The sequence below is a fragment of the Mesorhizobium sp. M2E.F.Ca.ET.219.01.1.1 genome, assembly GCF_004016445.2.
Classification (GTDB): domain Bacteria; phylum Pseudomonadota; class Alphaproteobacteria; order Rhizobiales; family Rhizobiaceae; genus Mesorhizobium.
Window position 1 is genome coordinate 1,180,533 of record NZ_SADT02000002.1, and the last position, 17,154, is coordinate 1,197,686.

Consider the following 17,154-nt stretch of genomic DNA (forward strand, 5'->3'; position numbering starts at 1 on the left):
ATGGCGAGCAATATCACGCTGACCGTCGAGATCAGATAGCCTGTGCCCTTCAGCAGGTGGAGCGACGCTTTTGTCATCGCAAGAGTTCCGTTTACGGCAACTCCCGTCCGGCGCTGAAGTTCCATGGGTTGATGGTGAGTTCGGGAAGACAGGCCTGAAGGCTTGCCTTCCCGTATGGCATGGCAACTTGCTCGGAACTCAGGCTGCCTCCGCCGCGACGTTGACCGCGGATTCGGCGAGCTTGGTGAGCGCGACGTCCGTTTCCTTCTCTTCGTTCAGCGTCTTGTCGAGCAAGGTGACGGCCTCGGTCAGGCCGAGTTCCTGCGCCCAGGTCCTGAGCGTGCCGTAGCGCGAAATCTCATAGTGCTCGACGGCCTGCGCCGCGGCCAGCAGTCCTGCGTCGAGGGAGGGCGAGCCCTTGTACTCCTCCATGATCTCGGCGCCTTCCTCGGTGATGCCCATGATCGCCTGGCAGGTCTTGCCCACCGGCTTCTTGTCGATCACCTCGAACACTTCCTCGAGCCGCGCGACATGTTCTTCGGTCTGGGCGCGGTGCTTTTCGAAGGCGGCCCGCAGCGCGTCGTCCCGCGCCGCCTTGGCCATCTTGGGCAGCGTTGCCAGGATCTTCTTCTCGGCGAAATAGATGTCCTTCAGCGTGTCGTGGAACAGTTCGTTGAGGCCCTTGTACGAGGCCGCTTTGGTCGTCGCCATCTGCGCATCTCCCGAGTGGTGGTTGACCAACCCAACACAGTTTTTTCGAACTTGTTCCCGACTGAATTTTTCAGTGAAAGCGGCCGGGAAACTCATTTGTGGTTGACGGCCGTCCGAAGAACCGGGAGCCGGTCGAAAGAGGCATCGGCGCCCGTTCAACGGGCGCGTTTTCGCTTGAAGGACTTCATTCCCCTGGTCAGGGAGGCCTTGGCTTGGGCGGCGTTCTGCCAGCCTTTCAGTTTGAGTTTCTTGCCGGTGCCCAGCGCCGAGGAAAGGAAGAACTGCTCGATTTCCCGGCGAAGATCCTCGGGCACATCGGCGGACACCACGGGTTCATCCGGCGCGTCTTCCTTGTGAGGGCAGAAGATATACCTGTCGTTGCGGACCTTCGAGCCGTCGGGATCGCGCTGCATTACTCTGAGCGCGCCCAGCAGGTCGCATTTTATGACGACGCCCGGAGCGGCGGCGGCCTGGTGGATGACGAGCCCGTCCAGCGGATCGCCATCGTCTCCCAGCGTCGACGGCACGAAGCCCCAGTCGTAGGGATAGGTGTGGCCCACCGGAAGCGGGCGGGAATATTCGAACACGCCGGTCTTCGGCTCATAGGCGAGCTTGGCGGCCGATCCTCGCGGCGTTTCAACGACCACGCGGAAGAGGTTGCGGGAAATAGCCGGAAGCCTCAGATAATCAGCCATCGAAAAGATCGGAGCCAGGACCAACCACCTTGCGCAAGGTGAACTTCGCCGGCACCTGAATGTTCCGTTGCGATGGCCGGCTGAACGCTCGAGTCGGGAGGGTTGGAAGCGGCTTTGCGTTGTTCCGTGCGGAATCAACCCTTACGGCCGACAATCCGAAACTCGAAGACGCGGGGCGCAGCCGCGTGGGCGGCTTGTCGGTCAGCTCGACGACCCGGACCCATTTGCCTGCGCCGCCGCGCAGCGTGACCTCGGCGCCGAGCGCCTTTTGCGCAGCCTCGAACGCCGCCATTGCTTCGACGGCATGGCTTGCAACGACGGTCTCGGCACGACGAGCCGGCTGCCGATTACAGGCTGGACCTATCCATCATGGTGACCACGAGTTGCCGGCTCTCGACAAAGAGTTCGTGTAGTTGCTCGAGGTTTTTGAGGTGGCGGTGGGCCAGTGCCGCGCCGTCGCCATCAGGGCGCATGTCGTTGACCTTTGCGCGCTGAAGCACTGCAAGATCGGCGATCCTGAGGATGTTCTGGTCCACCATGTCCAGCCGTTCGGACAACTTCGCGAATTTGTCCTCTTCACCAATCAGCAACCTTTGAACCGTCGCTCTGGTGGCGTCGTCCGTCTCGGTTTGAAGGCGGTCCACGAAATGCTTGATGTTCTCTCTGGCGATGAAGCGGTCCATCCAGGCTCGCCCTCACTCTCCGAGCTTTGGAGTCATATCCCCTTGGCAGAGAGGAGTCGAGGCGCGCATGACGACCAGGCCCCCAGGAAATTGATGAAAATCAAAGCCGGCGCACGATCGCAGGCGCACAATATTACGTTGCGAGACGATCCACCCCTGCGTTGGGACCAGATGGTTAGCTCCGAAACCCAGCTTCAGATGCTCGATCGTCACATCCGCACGGGAGCGCGTCATATCTATCGCCAGCGTGAGATTATCGATCGCCTCACAGAGCTGGGCGCGCCGGCCGAACAGGCATTGGAGCTGCTTGATCTGTTCGAAGTCACGCAGGCGCTGCATATTGCCCACCGGGAGCGGCTTCTCACTTAGCTGCCTTCCGCCGGCGTCACCGGATGCCGAGGAATCCAAGGATGGCAAGGACGATGACGATTGCTCCTACGAGCCAGATGATGTTGTTCATGTCTTCTCTCTCAATTCCTGATGAGGCACTGCCTGTGCAGCTTTCGCTTTCGACCAACGGGAGCAAGTGGCTTCCGTTCCCGGTGTGGGCCCACGGTCCCGCGCGGTCCGGACCGAAGTCTTAACGGCGCCTCTCTCCTGATTGTCCGAACTTGGCCACTCAGCGGTTGTTATCTCCTTTGTGATTTCGACCGCTCCTTCGCCCGAGCCTTTCAAGCAGGGCTCGAAGGCGCTCGGGAAGCTGACGGTCAACTCGGAAAAGTGGCCACGCGCGCAGGTGCCGTCTCAAAAACTCGCTGGAAAACTGCTGTCTCAGCAACCTGGCGAGAGCTTCGTTGTGACGTCGATCCTGGGCCATTTTCACGCAGTCCTGATCACCGCGAAACCGGAAGCGCCTGGACTTGTTCCGCTGCGCAATCGTGATTTGTCATCGCCGCCGGCAATAGCCTGTGGGCGGGTTGTACCGCGTTGAGCTCAGCTGAATTCAGGCAGCGCCGCATGGTGCCGGAACATAAGCGCAGCTCGCCGGTTTGGTGCGCGGCGGCATCCCCGAAGCCCGCCGCCATCGGGGCTCCCAAACCTCCCGATAGAAGCCCGCCCGCTCACCCTCCGGGCGGGCTTCTTCATTTCGAGACAGCTTGGTTTCAACACAGGAGAGACCGTCATGGCAGGCAAGACAACGCACGACCAGCAGCGACGCATCATCGAGGAGCGTGTCAATACCAAGAACGCCGGCAAGGATTTCAACGCCGAGGAAGAGCTGAAGCGGCCGCGCCAGGAGCGGGCCGCTCGCGCGAAAGGCAGCGACTTGAAACCTGGCGAGCGCGATCTGATCGATCCCGACGACAGGCAGATGTTGCGCGGTGAGAATCAGGAATCCCCGCACCGGAAACGGCGCGGGATATGAGGCGAATTAAGCGCGACGTGCTTTTAGGCCTTTGGCGTCTCGTCGGAAGGCTGCTTCGGAACAGGCAAACCGGGGCGCACCAGAGCCTCGGTGCTGCGCAGCAATTCACGAGAGCGCTCGATAGCCTCTTTGCTGCCTTGGATCAGGTGACCTTGGAAATTGTCGTGAGCTCGCCGCAACGCAGCTTTGGTTTGAGGCACTGCGCTCTCCCGGTTCAGACGGGAGCGCGTTCATTGTCTCTCAGGCGCCAATGATGTCCAGGGAAATGGTACCGGCGATGAGAGTAACCTAGAGCCTATCCGCTTTCGGTCAAGTGTAGCGGGCACGTTTAACCGGTGATGTCGCAGGGGGCTGGCTTCGGATCACCGCGAGCTGCTGGGCAAGCACCCTTGATTGCTCGACATAAGCCCATGCCTGCTCTCTCATGCGGATGTTTTCGAAGCGCAAAGCTATCGCTCGCTCAACGGTCAGAAGATTTGCCTCGAGAACATCCATGGGGGTAACAAATGCCGATCGCGTCTGAAAGTTCCTCCTCCAAGCACGACTATGTCGAATTTCAAACCAGGATGTCATCTGGCGAGAGGCGACCGGCTGTCTTGCGCAAAACTCCGCCGCGACAAGGCGATACGTGGCCGCCTGCGGCAGACTTATCGGCTGACGGAAAAGGGCGCCGCCGCGAGGCAACGCCCTGCATTCCGCAAGCCCGGCTGCTACCAGCCTTGGCGGTCGTACCAGTCATCGATGTCGCGGCGCACGCGATCCTTCTCCAGGCCGTAGCGCTCCTGGATCTTACCTTCGAGCTGGTCGCGCTTTCCCGCGATGCGGTCGAGGTCGTCGTCGGTGAGCTTGCCCCACTTTTCCTTGACCTTGCCCTTCACCTGTTTCCAATTGCCTTCCACACGGTTCCAATCCATTTGCCGGACCTCCTGTTTGACACGGAAGGCTAACGGCAGCGCGGTCGCGAGGTTCCTGCCGAAAGGCTTTTTCTCCCGTGATGTCGGTCGCTGGATTTCGTGGGCTGCTGGGGGACGTCCGGCCGTCATGGCGACCCGGCAAATCAGCAGGCGCATAACGTACGTCGCGCGTCCTAAAAATCCCGCAGCGGCGGGAACATTCCCTCGGCGCCGTTGTTCTCCAGGCAGGATGGCGCGCAGTCCGCTCCCCCCGCGAAAGGCGCCATTCGACCGGGTCCAGACCCGAGCAAGCCCGCCTCGGCCGTCCCTCGCCGGGGCGGGCTCTATTATGACGAGATTGGAAGGATCATGCTTCACCAGGCAGCAAAGATTGCCGAGCAGGCTCATCGCGGACAGAAGGATAAGACCGGCCGGCCCTATATCGAACATCTGAGGCGCGTTGCCGATGCCGTCGAGACGCTGGACGAGAAGACCGTCGCCCACCTGCATGACGTTGTCGAGAAAGGCGACGGCTGGACCCTGGAGAGGCTGCAGGGCGCCGGTTTCAGCCAGTCGGTGGTGGCCGCGGTCGATGCGCTGACGCGGCGCATGGACGAGAGCGAGGAGGGCTTCCTTTGCCGCGCCGCCTCGAACGAACTGGCATTGCCGGTGAAGATAGCCGATCTGCGCGACAATCTCTGGCAGGCGCACCAGGCGGGCGTGGAGCCCAAGAAATACGAAACCGGCCTCGCCATCCTCGATCACCTGGAGTCCAGGGACTGAAGCCGGACTTAAGCCCTGCGCTTTGGAAGTATTATAGCATGAGCCCTTGTCGATGATGAAATTAAGCGCTATATGTTGCAAATCGATCTTGCTGAAAGAACGTTGTTTTCGCGCAAAATTGCGCTCTCACGATCTTCCCTCTCAATTTCGAAGTTACGTCGCTTGGCGGTTGCTGGGCGCGTATAATTTTGCGTCGATTTGTAAGGAGATCGCAATGACTACTGGAACGGTGAAGTTCTTCAATTCCACCAAGGGTTTTGGCTTTATCGAGCAGGGCGGCGGCCAGCCGGACGTGTTCGTTCATATCTCGGCCGTCGAGCGCGCGGGAATGCGCTCCCTCGTTGAAGGCCAGAAGGTCAGCTTCGAGATCGTGAAGGACGGCCGCAGCGGCAAAAGCTCGGCCGAGAATCTGCAAGCCGCCTGATCACAGCGCCTCGGGGTCCTTGACCACGGATGTACTGGCATTGGCCGCGGAGGCGCGTTGGAGAAGGTCGGGCTTTGCCCGGCCTTTTTTGATTAAGGAGAAGATTATGAAGTCGCTATCGGATACCGGCCTGTTCAAGCCGGTCCCATCCCGCACGGAAGCCAAGACCGACACGACCTCTCGTGTCGCTCGGCAGATTCAGGACCTGGAAGCCAAGGAGAGGGCGGCCAAGACCGAGCGGTTGCGCGCCGCCAGGTTGGCCCAGGAAGCCGAAGCGCCCGTGGTGCTGCCAAGGAAAATCGCTCCGAAGCGCCGGAAAAAGGGGTGAGCGGGCGTAGCACCCCTCCCGGGGGGCGCTTTAGCACCGTTTCATATGCAGGACCTCGATGGTGATATCACCGGCGGACGTGCGCCCATCCAGCATCTTTTCGAGGTCGTTGCGATTGTCGGGCCCAAGGACTTCCGGCAGGTCGAGCGCCGTCAGGGCCTCGTCGTCGAACTCCATCGGCGCCCCGTAGAGCTGTGATATCTCCATCACCAGGCTTTCGATGTCCTCGCGGGCGATGTTCTCGGCCAGATTATCCAACCTGATCTCTTCGGAAAGTCGGATGATGTTCACGATACCCTTGGTCCGCAAGGACCGTTGGACCTTGTGGTGGGCGTCGTCGCGCAAGCGGATGGAAAATCGTCGGAACATGGACTGCCTCCTCCCTGGAGGTTATCCCTCGATCACCACCATGCGCCCGGTGGTCACGGATTGCAAGCAAAAAATCCAGAAAGCGCCAAGAAAATCAATAAGTTAGCATAGAACAACAAATGTGATTTCGGCGCATCGTTGGGATCGTTAGCTTGCGCCGTCTTTCACAGCTTGGTCATTCTTGACGTCCTATGAGACAAACCCTACTTTTACTCAAAATGAGGCGCTTACTCATTCGTAGCGTTTTTTGTCTGTCAAGGAGGGCAGGCGATGGCTGAGCTGGAACGACCACAAAGGTTGCAGATCATGCTGACCGACGAGGAGTTGGCGGCACTGGAGAACTGGCGTTTCGAAAAACGCATGCCGAGCCGTTCGGCCGCGGTCCGCGAACTTTTGCGCAGAGGATTGTTGTCGGACGGGTTCCTCACAGCGAATGCGGGCGTGAAATCCCAGGATTTCGGCGTGATATCCTTGGACAGGGCGGCCGACGATGGCTCCAGCAATTCCAAGCCGTGATCCCATGCGATCCGACCCTCAACAAATTGCTTATCCTCGACAAATTGCCGCCCCTCGACAAATTGCCCTGAAGCCGGCCCGCCCTAGCTAATGTCCATGAACAGATCCGGGGGGACTATCCGACAGGGCCTGAATGCCGACGCGCGCCTCGCGGCGATCGTCGATTCGTCTTACGACGCCATCATCGGCAAGGACCTCAACAGCATCATCACCGATTGGAACCACGCGGCCGAGCGCATGTTCGGCTACAGCGCCGAGGAGGTGATCGGCCAGTCGATTCTGATCTTGATCCCCGAGCACATGCACAGCGAGGAGGCCGAGATCATCGGCCGTATCCGCCGGGGCGAAGGCGTGGGGAGTCTCGAGACGACGCGCAGGCGCAAGGACGGCTCGTTGATCGCCGTGTCGATCACCGTCTCTCCGATCAGGAACAGCGCGGGCGAGATCGTCGGCGCGTCGCAGATCGCCCGTGATATCACCGCCGCCAAGGAAAGCGAGCGCCGCATCCGGCTCTTGATGCGCGAGGTCAACCACCGCGTGAAGAACCAGTTCGCGGTGATCCTGTCCATGGTCAGGGAGACCAGCAAGCGCTCGACCGATCCTGCTGAGTTCGAGCAGATGATCCGCGCGCGCATCATGGCGCTGTCACGCTCGCACGACCTTCTGGTCACCTCGGAATGGGCCGGCGCCAGCCTGTTCGACCTCGTCCAGGAGCATTTGAAACCCTTCGGCCACGAGGAGCGCATCTCGCTGTCCGGTCCGCTGCTGACGCTGCAGTCGAACGCGGTGCAGAATCTCGGCATGGCCTTCCACGAGCTCGGCACCAACTCCTCCAAATATGGCGCTCTTGCCGCCGACGGCGGCCATGTGGAAATCACCTGGAAGGTCGAGACGGGTCCGGATGCGCGGCGGAGGTTTCATCTTCTGTGGCAGGAGACGTCCGGCGCGGCAGGGATTGGGGCCGCGCAGAAGACTGGCAAGGAGAACGGGACCGGCGAACGCAAGGGTTTCGGCACGGTGGTGCTGCAGCGGGTGGCTCCGCAGTCGCTGAGCGGTTCTTCCAGTCTCGAACGCTCGCCCGGCAGTTTGAAATGGGCGCTCGACGCGCCGCTCGAGGCAATCATCGTCCCGCAGCTCGGCACCGATACCGACAGCGACATCAGCGTTTGACACGTCGGGTCCGGTGACGGGCTTTATTTCCTGGGGACAGGAACTATTCCAGTCTACTAATGGTTAATATTGGTCGTCCGCACCTGGCAGAGGCATACGGACGTTTGGGAGTGACCATCGCGCTTTCGCCCGGAACAAAGGGGAGGCGCATATGCCCTTCAAAGACTCTTCGCGCGTCCATATGCACGCGCCAGCTTCAACCACATTGCAGCTAGGTCAGCGGGTCATCCGTAAGGACAGCCCCGAAGGCGGCACGGTCATGGAGACCACCGCCACCCAGATCAAAATCAAATGGGATCGTGGCAGGACCAGCTATTACCGTCGCGGTGCGGAAGGCAACGTGCTGGCCGCGCCGGCCATGGAATGATGGGGGCCGCCGTGGCCTGCCCGACCTATCTCAGTTCCGACGACCTGGACATGCTGACCAGGATATTCGCGAACCATTGTCAGGCCTTTCGCATTCCGGCCGGGCCGGAACAGGATGACGTGGCGCGGCTCATCATGCTGCTGTTCATCAGCGGGATAGACGATGCCGACGATATGAAAGCCGCGCTGGCGGCGTCGAGGCCGGTTCACTAGGCCTGGCTTATAGTCGCCGTAACGCCAGTGACGCACCACCTCGGCCGACACCTCCTTGCAGCGCGGTAAAAGCGTAATTACATCAATAACGAGCGTGCAATGTCCACGCGGATACAGTTGCTTTGGTCAAGCTTCATTGATGGAGATTGTCATGGCAATGATGGAAGCAAGAAAGAGCCTGGACTGGATCACTCTGGTCCTCGCGATCTGCCTGTTCATCTCACCCTGGGTCATCGGATTCACCGCGGCGATGGTGCCTGCGTGGAACGCCTGGATCGTCGGCGTTCTGCTCGGCGCGCTGGCGCTGGCGTCGCTTTCGGTGTTCGCCGAGTGGGAAGAATGGGTAAGCGCGGTCCTCGGGCTCTGGCTGATCGTGTCGCCCTGGCTCCTGGGCTTTGCGGCTGACACGAATGTCATGGCCACGCATGTCGTCCTCGGCGTGCTGGTGGTCGTGGCTTCGGCCTGGGCCGTCTGGGACTTCCGTCATCCTCACGCGCATGCGTGAGCGGTGATCGGTCGGGAGCCCGCCGCGCGAGCGGCGAGCTCCTGATATTGCATAGCGACATATCGGGGCACCGGGCTGAACGGCGGCAGGCGTCTTCACGCAATTGCTGCAACCGGGAAGTTTTTCGTGCATTCTTGGGAATGGCCTCGATGCTCCACCCCGACACCCCCGCCAAATGCTGCTCCTATTGCGGCGGCCGCGACCACGATTTCGAGGAATGCCCGAAGCGCAAGGCCGACGCCGAGAAGGAAGAGGCGGCGCGGGTAGCCGGCTCCAAGCCTCCGCTCGCCAGCGCCTGGGATCGGCGCTAGGGCTTTGGCCACGGTGAATTCATCCCGCAACAGCGGCGCTAGGTCGCCTAGGGTTCCCATGTCATCGGGCCATTGTCTATGCGGGGGCTTACGCTATGAAATTGCGGGTGAGCTTGCCCAGCCTATAGCTTGCCACTGCACCCAATGCGCGCGCACCAGCGGCAACTTCGCGGCCATGGCGGCCTGTCGTACAGTGGATCTTCGACTGTTGTCCTCGTCCACTCTCCGTTGGTACCGCTCGTCGGACAAGGCCGAACGCGGCTTCTGCTCGCGCTGCGGCAGCAACCTGTTCTGGAGGGCGGCTCCAGGCAGCGAGACCTTCGTTGCAGCCGGGACCGTGAATCCTCCGACAGGTCTGCGTCTCAGCAAGCATATTTTTGTCGGCTCGAAATCCGATTTTTATGATCTAACCGACGGCCTTCCCCAGGAGCGGGAGGGTTAAGCAGCCTGTCTCGAATGCAGCCAATGTAAGTGACCGGCGCCCGTTGCCTGTTGGGGTGGATTCCCGGCGCCGGCCCGGCGAATCGGAGCTCGCCGCATCATCAAGGTGAGCTGTCTGGGCGCGCACCGCGACCGCAAATTCTGACAGTGCACAGGCTTATTTTAGCTGTGCTGCATCTTTTTTGAATGACGTTCGGGGCCTGACGGCCGGATCGGCGGGCGGCCTTCAGTGCAGGGTTATCTGTCCCCATCGACGATCGCGAACCTGTCAGTGAGCCGGCTCTCAAATTTTAATGCGGCCGCTATCCCTTCGTCTCACAATGGCACATGTCGAATTACAGATTCGAAGTCGTCCGAAACGGGCAGTGCCTGGGTGATGCCTGGCTCGATCTCGACAATTTGAGCGAGATGCGACGAGAAGCGCTCAAGGCTCTGCACGACATCGCGGTCGACGAGATGGCTTCAAGCGACCTGGATGAAACGGTGACCGTGTCCGTCCATGATGAAGTCGGCCGGCCTGTCTATTCTGCTACGCTCAGCGTCTCCCAGAGTTTGCCGGCAATATACCACGCTGGTCGCTAGCCAGCGCCTGATCGCTTATTTTAGTTTGGACTAACAAAAGTTATCGCCAAGCCTCGCACAGCCCGGTCATTGTTGGAGTTCTCCGCTCCCCTCGAAGCGGAGGATGGGAGGAGCCCTGCCTTAGCTGGCGGGCAAAGGCAGGCCACTTGGCCCGTTGCGCGGACCGCGGGCCGCTGCGACGGGCCAAGGTCGTTTGACCCAATAAAGGCGGTCCGTGTCGCCTGCTTGGCCTTTTCTGACCTACGCACAGCCCTGACTTTTTCTGGGATGGTCGAAGACCGGGCGTCGAACCGGTCTATGATTGCGACGGGGGTGCGCGGGTGGCGGATATCATCTCAATCAGGATAGGTGCGCAGCCTGCCGGTCGGCTGTCGGCGGGGCGCTTGCGGCTTTGCGCTTTCATCGCGATCGCGGGCTTCATGATCGCCGGTCCGGCCGCGGAGCAGATCTTCGGGGTACAGTCGCCGTGGCTGCGTTCCTGGACCATGTTCAGCGCGATCGGGCTGGGCGTCATCGACTCTTCCTTCGAGATCCGCGGACCCGACGGCGCGCTTGTCCCGCTCGACCGGTTCGAGATGCTCGGCGCGCCTCGCAACGGCAGGCTGAAATGGATCCAGAACCGCGAGGAACTGGCTTCCGTCATCAGGCGGCTCTGCGCGGTCGCCGGGCACGGCGCCGACATCCGCGTCCGCGCCCGGCTGGGCACGCGCGGCGGCTGGCAGACGATCCATACCGATGCCGAAAATGCCTGCCCCGACTGACGCCATCGCCAACTGGCGTCCGACGCAGGCCATGGCGGCGCGCTTCGCCGGCTGGGCGGCCGGCACGGAAGGCTCGTCGCGTTCGTCCGCCTTGATCCGCATCGGCCTGGCGATGCTGTTCTGGGCGCGCTGGGCGGGCGAGCTGCTTCTCTATATGGACCAGTCGCCGGCCGGCCTGTTTCTCGCCGCCAACTTCTTCGTCGCCACGACGCTGCTCTTCGTCGGCTATCACAGCCGCGTCGCCGCTGTCTGGACCGGCTCGGTCGGGCTGGCGATGTACCATTATTTCGGCTTCGAGCTCGGCCGCGAGCCCTGGACCCACCACCATACCTATCTGCTTGCCGTCTCGGCACTTCTGATCGCGCTCACCCCTTGCGACCGCTCCTATTCGCTGGATCGCTATTTGGCGGTGACGCAGGCCGAGCGCATGGGCGTTCCGCCGCCGGCCGAGCGCGGCAATCTGTGGGGGCTGCGGCTGATCGTGGTGCAGCTTTCGGTGCTCTATTTCTTCGCCGCTTTCGACAAGTCGAACCACGCTTTTCTGAGCGGCGCGCGGCTCGAGCAGATATTCCTCTGGTTTTACGCCGGTTCGGACTATCCGGCCGGCCTTGCCTGGCTCGCCACCATCTTATCCTTCGGTGTGGTCGCGCTCGAATATTGCCTTGCCTTCGGCCTGCCGTTTCGCGCGACCAGGCGCTATCTGGTCCTGCCGGGCCTGGCCTTCCACGCCATCATCTATGTGACGCTGCCGGTCTACACGTTCAGCGCCACCATGGCGTTGCTCTATCTCGCTTATTTCGATGCCGATGCGGTGGACAGGGTCATCGCGCGTCTCCAGGGGATCGGATCGGCAGCGGCTGCCGGAGGGGAAATTTCGTGAAGCGTGGTTCGTTGTTCTTGGGCGCCGTCGTCATCGTTGCCGCCGGCCTGGCCATGGTCTGCGGCATGGCCCGCGCCGGCGATGCGAGTGACTATTATCCCAAGCGGACATGGGAGTCCTTCTCAGGCGGCCAGATGAACACCTCGTTGCTGGTGTTCCGCGACCTCAACAGGAACGGCATCTACGATTTGGGCGACCGGCCGATGTCGCGCGTGGCGGTCGAGTTCGACAGGCCGAACGCCAGCACCATCATGCGATTGACCAATGCCGGCGGCTTCGCCAATTTCCGCATGTCGGTCATGCATCGCGATTTCGAAGTCGTCGATCCCGGGCACTATGCGTTCCGCGTGGTGCCGCCGCCAGGCTATTCGGTCACCACCGGCAACGCCTCGCAGGAAAGCGATTATGTCGTTTCGCCCGGATCGCCGGGCGACATGATCGCAAAGACGACGACCCACCCCGTCGGGCTTGCGGCGGATCTGACGATCAGCGGCGCGGTCGCCGCCGGGTCTCGCGTTTCGCTCACAGGGCCGGACGGCGTCAGCGCCGCCGCCAAGGTCGGTCCGGACGGGCGGTTCAGCACGCCAGTGACACCCGGCGAATGGCTGGTCGATTTTTCGGCGGGTGGGGCGACTGATCGGCGGCATGTCGTGGTCGGCGCGGCGCCGGTGGTGCTCTCGGCGTTCTCGGGCAAAAGCGGACCGGCCGAGGCGCCGCTGCCCCAGGAGCATGTCGTCGGCTTCGACGACCTTTTGACGTCGCCCGGGGTGTTCGAGGTCCCGTCGGGCTATGGCGGGCTCAACTGGTACAACCTCGTTGCCATGCACCAGCGCTTCACCGACGGCCCGGGCTACGTCAACACCACCATGTCGGGCGAATTCATCGCCTACAACAGCTCAGGCCATCCCGCTCAGGTGTTCAGCGAAAAACCGTTTGATTTCACCGGCGCCTATTTCGGCGCCGGCTGGGACGACGCGGAGGGTGAGACGCTCATTCTCAAGGCCTGGCGAGGCGATGAGCCCGCCTATGAGGATCGACTGACGCTGTCCGCCAACGGTCTGGTCTACTTCGCGGCCGACTACAGGCGCATCACGCGGCTCGAGATCCGCACGCAGCACTACTGGCAGGCCGCTATCGACGATTTCGCCTACCGCACCGGCCCGTAGGCGGTTCACCGCGCCGCGGAAGCGGCTAGCCGGAACAGGATAGGAGAGTTCTACCGCTCCGGCGCGCGGCGCTTCAAGGTCAAGCGGCGTCAGCAAGACACTCGTGAGGAGGCTCCGCAGGAACGGGCCCCGCCATCCGAATGGCCGGAGTCGTGATGGTCGCCGCCATGGCCGCCGGAACTGCCATTGCCGCCGGAACTGCCGTTACCGCCGTTGCTTCCGCCGTTTCCGGAGTTGCCGCCATTGCCGCCGTTGCTGCCACCGTTCCCGGCGTTGCCGCCATTGCCGGTTCCACCGCCATTGCCGCCACCATTTCCGGTGCCACCGCCGCCATTGCCGCCACCGTTTCCGGTGCCGCCGCCATTGCCGCCACCGTTTCCGGTGCCGCCGCCATTGCCGCCGCCGTTTCCGGTGCCACCGCCATTGCCGCCGCCATTTCCGCCGCCGTTGCCGCCGCCATTTCCGCCGCCGTTGCCACCATTTCCGCCGTTGCCGCCATTCCCACCGTTGCCGCCATTCCCTCCATTCCCACCGTTGCCGCCATTACCGCCTGTTGCCTCAGCCAGGAGCGCGCGCTTGGCGTCCTGCAGCATGGCTTTCGCATCCGGCTGGTGGAGCCCGTCTCGCGGCTCTGGCAGGACCGACGCGGCGCGACTCGAAATGGCCGCCGGCAGCAGCATGGTCGATGCCAGAAGCGCCGTGGCCAGCATATTTCTCGGAAGGCGCGCGAAATCGGCCTTCGAGGCGAATTCGAAAATCCGTAAGCCTCGCGCCGGCCGTCGCCGGGCAGAATCCGAGCTGATCTTCATTGAGATGAAACCTGCCACCGCCGTACCCCCGTCACGACTATAGCCAGGTTCGACGCTGGTTCTCGACCATCCCAGAAAAAGTCAGGGCTCGGCGCGCCCACGGCCGGTGCCCACGGCCCATTCGGTGCGCTCGCCTTACCGCCTCAGCGCACGCGCCGCCGCCTCGGCAAAGGAGATGTCGCCCTTGATCTCGCGCATCGCCATCGAGGTCACCGTGCGGCGCACGCCGGGCAGGCGGCTGAGCTCCTCGCGCAGCATGCGGTCGAGCGCCATCATATCGACGGTGACGATCTGCAGCAGATAGTCGGCTTCGCCCGTGGTGGCGTAGCAGCGGCGGATCAGCGGATGCTTCTTTACCGCCGCCTCGAAGGCGTCCGACAGCTCGAAGTCGATCGACACCTGGATGAAGGCCTCGATGCCGAAGCCGATCCTGGCCGGGTCGATGCGGGTCGAATAGCCACGGATGACGCCTGCCTCTTCCAGCGCCTTCACGCGCTTCCAGCACGGCGTCTTGCTCAAGCCGGCCTCCTCGGCGAGCTCGCCGAAGGAGATGCGCGCATCGCGCTCAAGCGCGGCGACTATTCTGCGGTCCAGGGCATCCAGCACTGTTCGTTCTCCATAGAGGCGGAAACGATCGATAATCGTCCTTCATTTCATGCCATTTGGATAACAGAAAGGAACAATGTTCAAGCCGGAAGCGCTATCCTTTTGGCGGCCGAGAGCAGACGCGAAGAGGATGAGCCATGGACAAGACGGACTATCACGCCCGCATCGAGGCGCCCGAGATGCGTGACTACGGCGTCTATCTGAAATGCGACCAGCTGCTCGCCTGCCAGAAGCCGCTCGCCGAGATGGTCAACGCCGACGAATTGCAGTTCCAGATCGTGCACCAGGTCGAGGAGCTGTGGATGAAGCTCATCGCCTACACGCTGGTCGACGTGCTCGACTACCTGGAGAAGCAGGACACGCACCGCATCGTCACGCTGATGGGCCGCGTGCACAGGCTGATGCGCATGATGACGGCGCAGCTCGATCTGCTGGAGACCATGTCACCCAAGGAGTACCAGCAGATCCGCCTGCAGCTCGGCAATGGCAGCGGCCAGGAATCGCCGGGCTTCAAATTCCTGCTGCGCCTGCCGCCGGACCTTTGGCGGGCCTTCAGGCATTCCTATCTCGACGGCCGCGGCCTGACCGTGGCGGATATCTATGACGAGCATTACGACCATGGCGACGCCTATGTCGTGGCCGAGGCGCTGATCGAGTTCGACGAGCTGTTCCAGAAATTCCGCGCCAACCACCTCTACCTGATCCATCGCTCGATCGGGTTGGGTTCGAAGTCGCTGAAGGGCCGCCCGGTGGAGATGCTGGAAGGCGGCGCCCGCCATCGCTTCTTCCCCGAGCTCTGGGACATACGCTGCGACATGACCGACCGCTGGGGCGCGGAGTACGGCACCGTGCGGGACTCGATCAGCCATCCGCGGCAGGCGAAGATCGGCTGAGCCTTCTTCCTCGCCCCGCGCGAAGCGGGGGGAGAGGTGGCGCGGCGAAGCCGCGACGGAGAGGGGCCTTCGTAGAGCTGGAACTTATGGTCTCGGGCGCGCCACACTGTGCTTCATCCTCTGTCGCCAGCGCTGCCCCCCTCTCCGACCGCTTCGCGGCCACCTCTCCCCCGCTTTGCGGGGGCGAGGAACAGGGGCTCCAACAATTTTCCCACCCCTGTCGGAATCCTCTTCCTTCGTCCGTCCTTGGAGCACATCAACCACTTCAACCGGAGGGACACTCGTGGAAACCCAATCGACCTGGCAGACCGCCGCCATTCTCGTCGCCCGCCTGATCTTCGCCGCCATGTTCGCCATGGGCGTGGCCTTCAAGCTCATGGATATGGGCGCCACCGCCGGCTACATCGCCGCCGCCGGCTTCCCGTTCCCGCTGTTCCTGGCCTGGTGCGCGGCGATCCTCGAAGCGCTGCTGGTGATTGCTTTCCTCACGGGCGCCTTCATGACGCCGCTGGCGCTGATCGGCGCGGTCTATGTCGTCTTCCTCGGCTTTGCCTTCCATGGCCCGTCGCACTGGGCCGGAAACCAGGCCGAGTTCGGCGCCTTCATGTCGCATTTCCCCTTCGCCGCCGGCCTGCTCTACGCCGCCGTCCACGGCCCGGGCAGCGTGCTCGCCCTGCGCCGGGTTGGCCGGGGAGGGCGTGACCTTCCCTTCTCCCCGTTCTACGGGGAGAAGGTGCCCCGAAGGGGCGGATGAGGGGCAGCGCAGCCATCTCCAGTTAAGGCGCCTTTCCACGGCCTCACATCTGATCGTTATACGGTTCCTTCATCTGCCCGACCATGCGGGCCAGCTTGGAGAAGGACGGCATGTCCGCTTCGGGCTGACACTGATTGGCGAGCTCGAGCAGGCGGATCGGGAAGTTGACGGCGTCACGGCTCGACGCCGACATGCCTTCCGACCGGTCCTCGCCGGTCTCGACGGCCTCGGCCTTGCGCAGCGCGATGTCGATTTCCTCGACGGTGAGCACACCTTTGCGCACCAGCACATGGTTGATCGCGGCGACGGCCATCAGCAGGCCTTCGAGCTGGAGATTGGCGACGTTCATGGTGCTTCCTCCCATTGACCTCGCCACAAGAACGCATGAGCGGCGTTTCCGATCCGGGCCGGGGAAACCCGCGCGGATTACGCCTCCATCAGCCGCTCGCCATACTCGCTCCAGAGCTGCTTGATCTCACGGTTGCCGAGCGGCGGCGTCTGGCGGTCGCCGTAGAAGACGGCGACGGCGCTGAGGTCGTACTGGCCCTCGGCCTGGGCGATGAAGCGGATCGCCTCGCCGAGCGGTCTCGAATGAAAGATCGGATCGGCCTGGCCTCTGCCAAGGCTGCGAACGCCCGAAATGCTTGCAGGCACATGCCGCATCCGAAAAACGGATGCCATGGCAGGTCTGTCCATGCCGCTCTCCGCGATTCCCTAAGGGAATGATCCCATAAGCTCCGGCTAATGACCAGCCCGGGACAACCGACCACACAAACGCGTGGGGACGACACAACCTTGAAAAGAAAAAGTGCCCCGCATTGAGCAGAAAGGCCGGGCGCGCCGGCCCGGCCTTTTCTTCCGCGCGGCCGCCGCAAAGCGGCCGTCGCTTACTACTGTTGATCGGTCCGGCAACTCGAGCGGGACCGGAA

At 62.4% G+C, this 17,154-nt stretch carries 30 protein-coding genes; 20 read left to right on the forward strand and 10 right to left on the reverse strand.

The window, feature by feature from the left end; translation table 11 throughout:
* Nucleotides 1–198: 198 nt before the first annotated feature.
* The 4 genes from EN862_RS16485 to EN862_RS16500 all read right to left on the reverse strand — a co-directional run bounded on the left by EN862_RS16485 (nt 199) and on the right by EN862_RS16500 (nt 2,089).
* Complete coding sequence (locus EN862_RS16485) at nt 199–711, reverse strand: ferritin-like domain-containing protein (protein ID WP_127865336.1); 513 nt, start codon at nt 709–711, stop codon at nt 199–201.
* Between the two features lie 155 nt (nt 712–866).
* On the reverse strand, nt 867–1,406 hold the full coding sequence (locus EN862_RS16490; protein WP_127865337.1) for an inorganic diphosphatase: 540 nt from the start codon (nt 1,404–1,406) through the stop codon (nt 867–869).
* Nucleotides 1,399–1,698: a hypothetical protein gene (locus EN862_RS16495; RefSeq protein ID WP_127865338.1), complete on the reverse strand. Its 300-nt coding sequence runs from the start codon at nt 1,696–1,698 to the stop codon at nt 1,399–1,401. The genes EN862_RS16490 and EN862_RS16495 overlap by 8 nt, the downstream gene beginning before the upstream one ends.
* A 55-nt stretch (nt 1,699–1,753) precedes the next feature.
* A complete protein-coding gene (locus EN862_RS16500; protein ID WP_127865339.1) occupies nt 1,754–2,089 on the reverse strand; it encodes a hypothetical protein in 336 nt (111 codons plus the stop codon).
* Between the two features lie 93 nt (nt 2,090–2,182).
* Here EN862_RS16500 and EN862_RS16505 point away from each other — a divergent pair, with 93 nt between their 5' ends.
* From EN862_RS16505 to EN862_RS16515, 3 genes are all read left to right on the forward strand, one after another.
* The gene (locus EN862_RS16505) at nt 2,183–2,458 is read left to right on the forward strand and encodes a hypothetical protein (protein WP_245519603.1); all 276 of its coding nucleotides are present in this window, start codon (nt 2,183–2,185) and stop codon (nt 2,456–2,458) included.
* 232 nt (nt 2,459–2,690) lie between these two features.
* Nucleotides 2,691–3,020, forward strand: a complete 330-nt coding sequence (locus EN862_RS16510; protein WP_127865340.1) for a hypothetical protein — start codon at nt 2,691–2,693, stop codon at nt 3,018–3,020.
* 192 nt (nt 3,021–3,212) lie between these two features.
* Complete coding sequence (locus tag EN862_RS16515) at nt 3,213–3,455, forward strand: hypothetical protein (RefSeq protein ID WP_127865341.1); 243 nt, start codon at nt 3,213–3,215, stop codon at nt 3,453–3,455.
* A 23-nt stretch (nt 3,456–3,478) separates the two neighbouring features.
* On the opposite strand, the gene EN862_RS36200 is transcribed toward EN862_RS16515, so the two are convergent.
* Nucleotides 3,479–3,655: a hypothetical protein gene (locus EN862_RS36200; protein WP_189401212.1), complete on the reverse strand. Its 177-nt coding sequence runs from the start codon at nt 3,653–3,655 to the stop codon at nt 3,479–3,481.
* Nucleotides 3,656–4,165: 510 nt separating this feature from the next.
* Nucleotides 4,166–4,369, reverse strand: coding sequence for a CsbD family protein (locus EN862_RS16520; protein ID WP_127865342.1), 204 nt, complete (start codon nt 4,367–4,369; stop codon nt 4,166–4,168).
* Between the two features lie 348 nt (nt 4,370–4,717).
* Here EN862_RS16520 and EN862_RS16525 point away from each other — a divergent pair, with 348 nt between their 5' ends.
* The 3 genes from EN862_RS16525 to EN862_RS16535 all read left to right on the forward strand — a co-directional run bounded on the left by EN862_RS16525 (nt 4,718) and on the right by EN862_RS16535 (nt 5,883).
* Nucleotides 4,718–5,131, forward strand: a complete 414-nt coding sequence (locus EN862_RS16525; RefSeq protein WP_127865343.1) for an HD domain-containing protein — start codon at nt 4,718–4,720, stop codon at nt 5,129–5,131.
* A gap of 214 nt (nt 5,132–5,345) precedes the next feature.
* Nucleotides 5,346–5,555: a cold-shock protein gene (locus EN862_RS16530; protein WP_127865344.1), complete on the forward strand. Its 210-nt coding sequence runs from the start codon at nt 5,346–5,348 to the stop codon at nt 5,553–5,555.
* 106 nt (nt 5,556–5,661) lie between these two features.
* Nucleotides 5,662–5,883: a hypothetical protein gene (locus EN862_RS16535; RefSeq protein WP_127865492.1), complete on the forward strand. Its 222-nt coding sequence runs from the start codon at nt 5,662–5,664 to the stop codon at nt 5,881–5,883.
* A gap of 30 nt (nt 5,884–5,913) precedes the next feature.
* Here EN862_RS16535 and EN862_RS16540 read toward each other — a convergent pair whose 3' ends face one another.
* Complete coding sequence (locus EN862_RS16540) at nt 5,914–6,252, reverse strand: hypothetical protein (protein WP_127865345.1); 339 nt, start codon at nt 6,250–6,252, stop codon at nt 5,914–5,916.
* A 270-nt stretch (nt 6,253–6,522) separates the two neighbouring features.
* On the opposite strand from EN862_RS16540, the gene EN862_RS16545 reads away from it, so the two are divergent.
* The 12 genes from EN862_RS16545 (at nt 6,523) to EN862_RS36210 (ending at nt 13,927) form a co-directional block, all read left to right on the forward strand.
* Nucleotides 6,523–6,768, forward strand: coding sequence for a hypothetical protein (locus tag EN862_RS16545; protein WP_127865346.1), 246 nt, complete (start codon nt 6,523–6,525; stop codon nt 6,766–6,768).
* A 96-nt stretch (nt 6,769–6,864) separates the two neighbouring features.
* Complete coding sequence (locus tag EN862_RS16550) at nt 6,865–7,938, forward strand: PAS domain S-box protein (RefSeq protein WP_245519605.1); 1,074 nt, start codon at nt 6,865–6,867, stop codon at nt 7,936–7,938.
* A gap of 151 nt (nt 7,939–8,089) precedes the next feature.
* Nucleotides 8,090–8,305 carry a hypothetical protein gene (locus EN862_RS16555; protein WP_127865348.1) on the forward strand — a complete coding sequence of 72 codons (216 nt, stop codon included), beginning with the start codon at nt 8,090–8,092 and terminating at the stop codon, nt 8,303–8,305.
* Between the two features lie 11 nt (nt 8,306–8,316).
* On the forward strand, nt 8,317–8,517 hold the full coding sequence (locus tag EN862_RS16560; RefSeq protein ID WP_127865349.1) for a hypothetical protein: 201 nt from the start codon (nt 8,317–8,319) through the stop codon (nt 8,515–8,517).
* A gap of 145 nt (nt 8,518–8,662) precedes the next feature.
* A complete protein-coding gene (locus EN862_RS16565) occupies nt 8,663–9,022 on the forward strand; it encodes an SPW repeat protein (protein ID WP_189401356.1) in 360 nt (119 codons plus the stop codon).
* A 149-nt stretch (nt 9,023–9,171) separates the two neighbouring features.
* On the forward strand, nt 9,172–9,333 hold the full coding sequence (locus EN862_RS36205; protein ID WP_189401215.1) for a hypothetical protein: 162 nt from the start codon (nt 9,172–9,174) through the stop codon (nt 9,331–9,333).
* A gap of 58 nt (nt 9,334–9,391) precedes the next feature.
* Nucleotides 9,392–9,775: a GFA family protein gene (locus EN862_RS16570; RefSeq protein WP_127865351.1), complete on the forward strand. Its 384-nt coding sequence runs from the start codon at nt 9,392–9,394 to the stop codon at nt 9,773–9,775.
* 326 nt (nt 9,776–10,101) lie between these two features.
* Nucleotides 10,102–10,356: a hypothetical protein gene (locus tag EN862_RS16575; RefSeq protein WP_127865352.1), complete on the forward strand. Its 255-nt coding sequence runs from the start codon at nt 10,102–10,104 to the stop codon at nt 10,354–10,356.
* Nucleotides 10,357–10,676: 320 nt separating this feature from the next.
* A complete protein-coding gene (locus tag EN862_RS16580) occupies nt 10,677–11,117 on the forward strand; it encodes a hypothetical protein (protein WP_127865353.1) in 441 nt (146 codons plus the stop codon).
* Nucleotides 11,101–11,997, forward strand: coding sequence for an HTTM domain-containing protein (locus tag EN862_RS16585; RefSeq protein ID WP_189401218.1), 897 nt, complete (start codon nt 11,101–11,103; stop codon nt 11,995–11,997). The genes EN862_RS16580 and EN862_RS16585 overlap by 17 nt, the downstream gene beginning before the upstream one ends.
* The gene (locus EN862_RS16590; protein ID WP_127865355.1) at nt 11,994–13,163 is read left to right on the forward strand and encodes an SdrD B-like domain-containing protein; all 1,170 of its coding nucleotides are present in this window, start codon (nt 11,994–11,996) and stop codon (nt 13,161–13,163) included. Before EN862_RS16585 ends, EN862_RS16590 begins: the two co-directional genes overlap by 4 nt.
* A gap of 155 nt (nt 13,164–13,318) precedes the next feature.
* On the forward strand, nt 13,319–13,927 hold the full coding sequence (locus tag EN862_RS36210) for a hypothetical protein (protein WP_189401221.1): 609 nt from the start codon (nt 13,319–13,321) through the stop codon (nt 13,925–13,927).
* A 180-nt stretch (nt 13,928–14,107) separates the two neighbouring features.
* On the opposite strand, the gene EN862_RS16600 is transcribed toward EN862_RS36210, so the two are convergent.
* Nucleotides 14,108–14,578: an Lrp/AsnC family transcriptional regulator gene (locus tag EN862_RS16600; RefSeq protein WP_127865356.1), complete on the reverse strand. Its 471-nt coding sequence runs from the start codon at nt 14,576–14,578 to the stop codon at nt 14,108–14,110.
* Nucleotides 14,579–14,715: 137 nt separating this feature from the next.
* On the opposite strand from EN862_RS16600, the gene EN862_RS16605 reads away from it, so the two are divergent.
* A complete protein-coding gene (locus EN862_RS16605) occupies nt 14,716–15,471 on the forward strand; it encodes a tryptophan 2,3-dioxygenase family protein (RefSeq protein WP_127865357.1) in 756 nt (251 codons plus the stop codon).
* Between the two features lie 283 nt (nt 15,472–15,754).
* Nucleotides 15,755–16,225, forward strand: a complete 471-nt coding sequence (locus EN862_RS16610) for a DoxX family protein (RefSeq protein WP_245519607.1) — start codon at nt 15,755–15,757, stop codon at nt 16,223–16,225.
* A gap of 43 nt (nt 16,226–16,268) precedes the next feature.
* Here EN862_RS16610 and EN862_RS16615 read toward each other — a convergent pair whose 3' ends face one another.
* Together EN862_RS16615 and EN862_RS16620 are read right to left on the reverse strand one after the other, a co-directional pair.
* Nucleotides 16,269–16,574, reverse strand: a complete 306-nt coding sequence (locus tag EN862_RS16615) for a hypothetical protein (RefSeq protein ID WP_040975155.1) — start codon at nt 16,572–16,574, stop codon at nt 16,269–16,271.
* 77 nt (nt 16,575–16,651) lie between these two features.
* Nucleotides 16,652–16,921, reverse strand: a complete 270-nt coding sequence (locus EN862_RS16620; protein ID WP_112130363.1) for a hypothetical protein — start codon at nt 16,919–16,921, stop codon at nt 16,652–16,654.
* Between the last annotated feature and the right edge of the window lie 233 nt (nt 16,922–17,154).

Excerpts from the sequence above, each read along its gene's own strand:
- EN862_RS16520 (WP_127865342.1), bottom strand. The coding sequence starts at position 4,369 with ATGGATTGGAACCGTGTGGAAGGCAATTGGAAACAGGTGAAGGGCAAG.
- EN862_RS16485 (WP_127865336.1), bottom strand. The coding sequence starts at position 711 with ATGGCGACGACCAAAGCGGCCTCGTACAAGGGCCTCAACGAACTGTTC.
- EN862_RS16550 (WP_245519605.1), top strand. The coding sequence starts at position 6,865 with ATGAACAGATCCGGGGGGACTATCCGACAGGGCCTGAATGCCGACGCG.
- EN862_RS36210 (WP_189401221.1), top strand. The coding sequence starts at position 13,319 with ATGGTCGCCGCCATGGCCGCCGGAACTGCCATTGCCGCCGGAACTGCC.
- EN862_RS16490 (WP_127865337.1), bottom strand. The coding sequence starts at position 1,406 with ATGGCTGATTATCTGAGGCTTCCGGCTATTTCCCGCAACCTCTTCCGC.
- EN862_RS16530 (WP_127865344.1), top strand. The coding sequence starts at position 5,346 with ATGACTACTGGAACGGTGAAGTTCTTCAATTCCACCAAGGGTTTTGGC.
- EN862_RS16605 (WP_127865357.1), top strand. The coding sequence starts at position 14,716 with ATGGACAAGACGGACTATCACGCCCGCATCGAGGCGCCCGAGATGCGT.
- EN862_RS16545 (WP_127865346.1), top strand. The coding sequence starts at position 6,523 with ATGGCTGAGCTGGAACGACCACAAAGGTTGCAGATCATGCTGACCGAC.
- EN862_RS16535 (WP_127865492.1), top strand. The coding sequence starts at position 5,662 with ATGAAGTCGCTATCGGATACCGGCCTGTTCAAGCCGGTCCCATCCCGC.
- EN862_RS16515 (WP_127865341.1), top strand. The coding sequence starts at position 3,213 with ATGGCAGGCAAGACAACGCACGACCAGCAGCGACGCATCATCGAGGAG.
- EN862_RS16495 (WP_127865338.1), bottom strand. The coding sequence starts at position 1,698 with ATGGCGGCGTTCGAGGCTGCGCAAAAGGCGCTCGGCGCCGAGGTCACG.
- EN862_RS16505 (WP_245519603.1), top strand. The coding sequence starts at position 2,183 with ATGAAAATCAAAGCCGGCGCACGATCGCAGGCGCACAATATTACGTTG.
- EN862_RS16620 (WP_112130363.1), bottom strand. The coding sequence starts at position 16,921 with ATGGACAGACCTGCCATGGCATCCGTTTTTCGGATGCGGCATGTGCCT.
- EN862_RS16585 (WP_189401218.1), top strand. The coding sequence starts at position 11,101 with ATGCCTGCCCCGACTGACGCCATCGCCAACTGGCGTCCGACGCAGGCC.
- EN862_RS16540 (WP_127865345.1), bottom strand. The coding sequence starts at position 6,252 with ATGTTCCGACGATTTTCCATCCGCTTGCGCGACGACGCCCACCACAAG.
- EN862_RS16575 (WP_127865352.1), top strand. The coding sequence starts at position 10,102 with ATGTCGAATTACAGATTCGAAGTCGTCCGAAACGGGCAGTGCCTGGGT.
- EN862_RS16570 (WP_127865351.1), top strand. The coding sequence starts at position 9,392 with ATGTCATCGGGCCATTGTCTATGCGGGGGCTTACGCTATGAAATTGCG.
- EN862_RS36205 (WP_189401215.1), top strand. The coding sequence starts at position 9,172 with ATGCTCCACCCCGACACCCCCGCCAAATGCTGCTCCTATTGCGGCGGC.
- EN862_RS16525 (WP_127865343.1), top strand. The coding sequence starts at position 4,718 with ATGCTTCACCAGGCAGCAAAGATTGCCGAGCAGGCTCATCGCGGACAG.
- EN862_RS16500 (WP_127865339.1), bottom strand. The coding sequence starts at position 2,089 with ATGGACCGCTTCATCGCCAGAGAGAACATCAAGCATTTCGTGGACCGC.
- EN862_RS16615 (WP_040975155.1), bottom strand. The coding sequence starts at position 16,574 with ATGAACGTCGCCAATCTCCAGCTCGAAGGCCTGCTGATGGCCGTCGCC.
- EN862_RS16555 (WP_127865348.1), top strand. The coding sequence starts at position 8,090 with ATGCCCTTCAAAGACTCTTCGCGCGTCCATATGCACGCGCCAGCTTCA.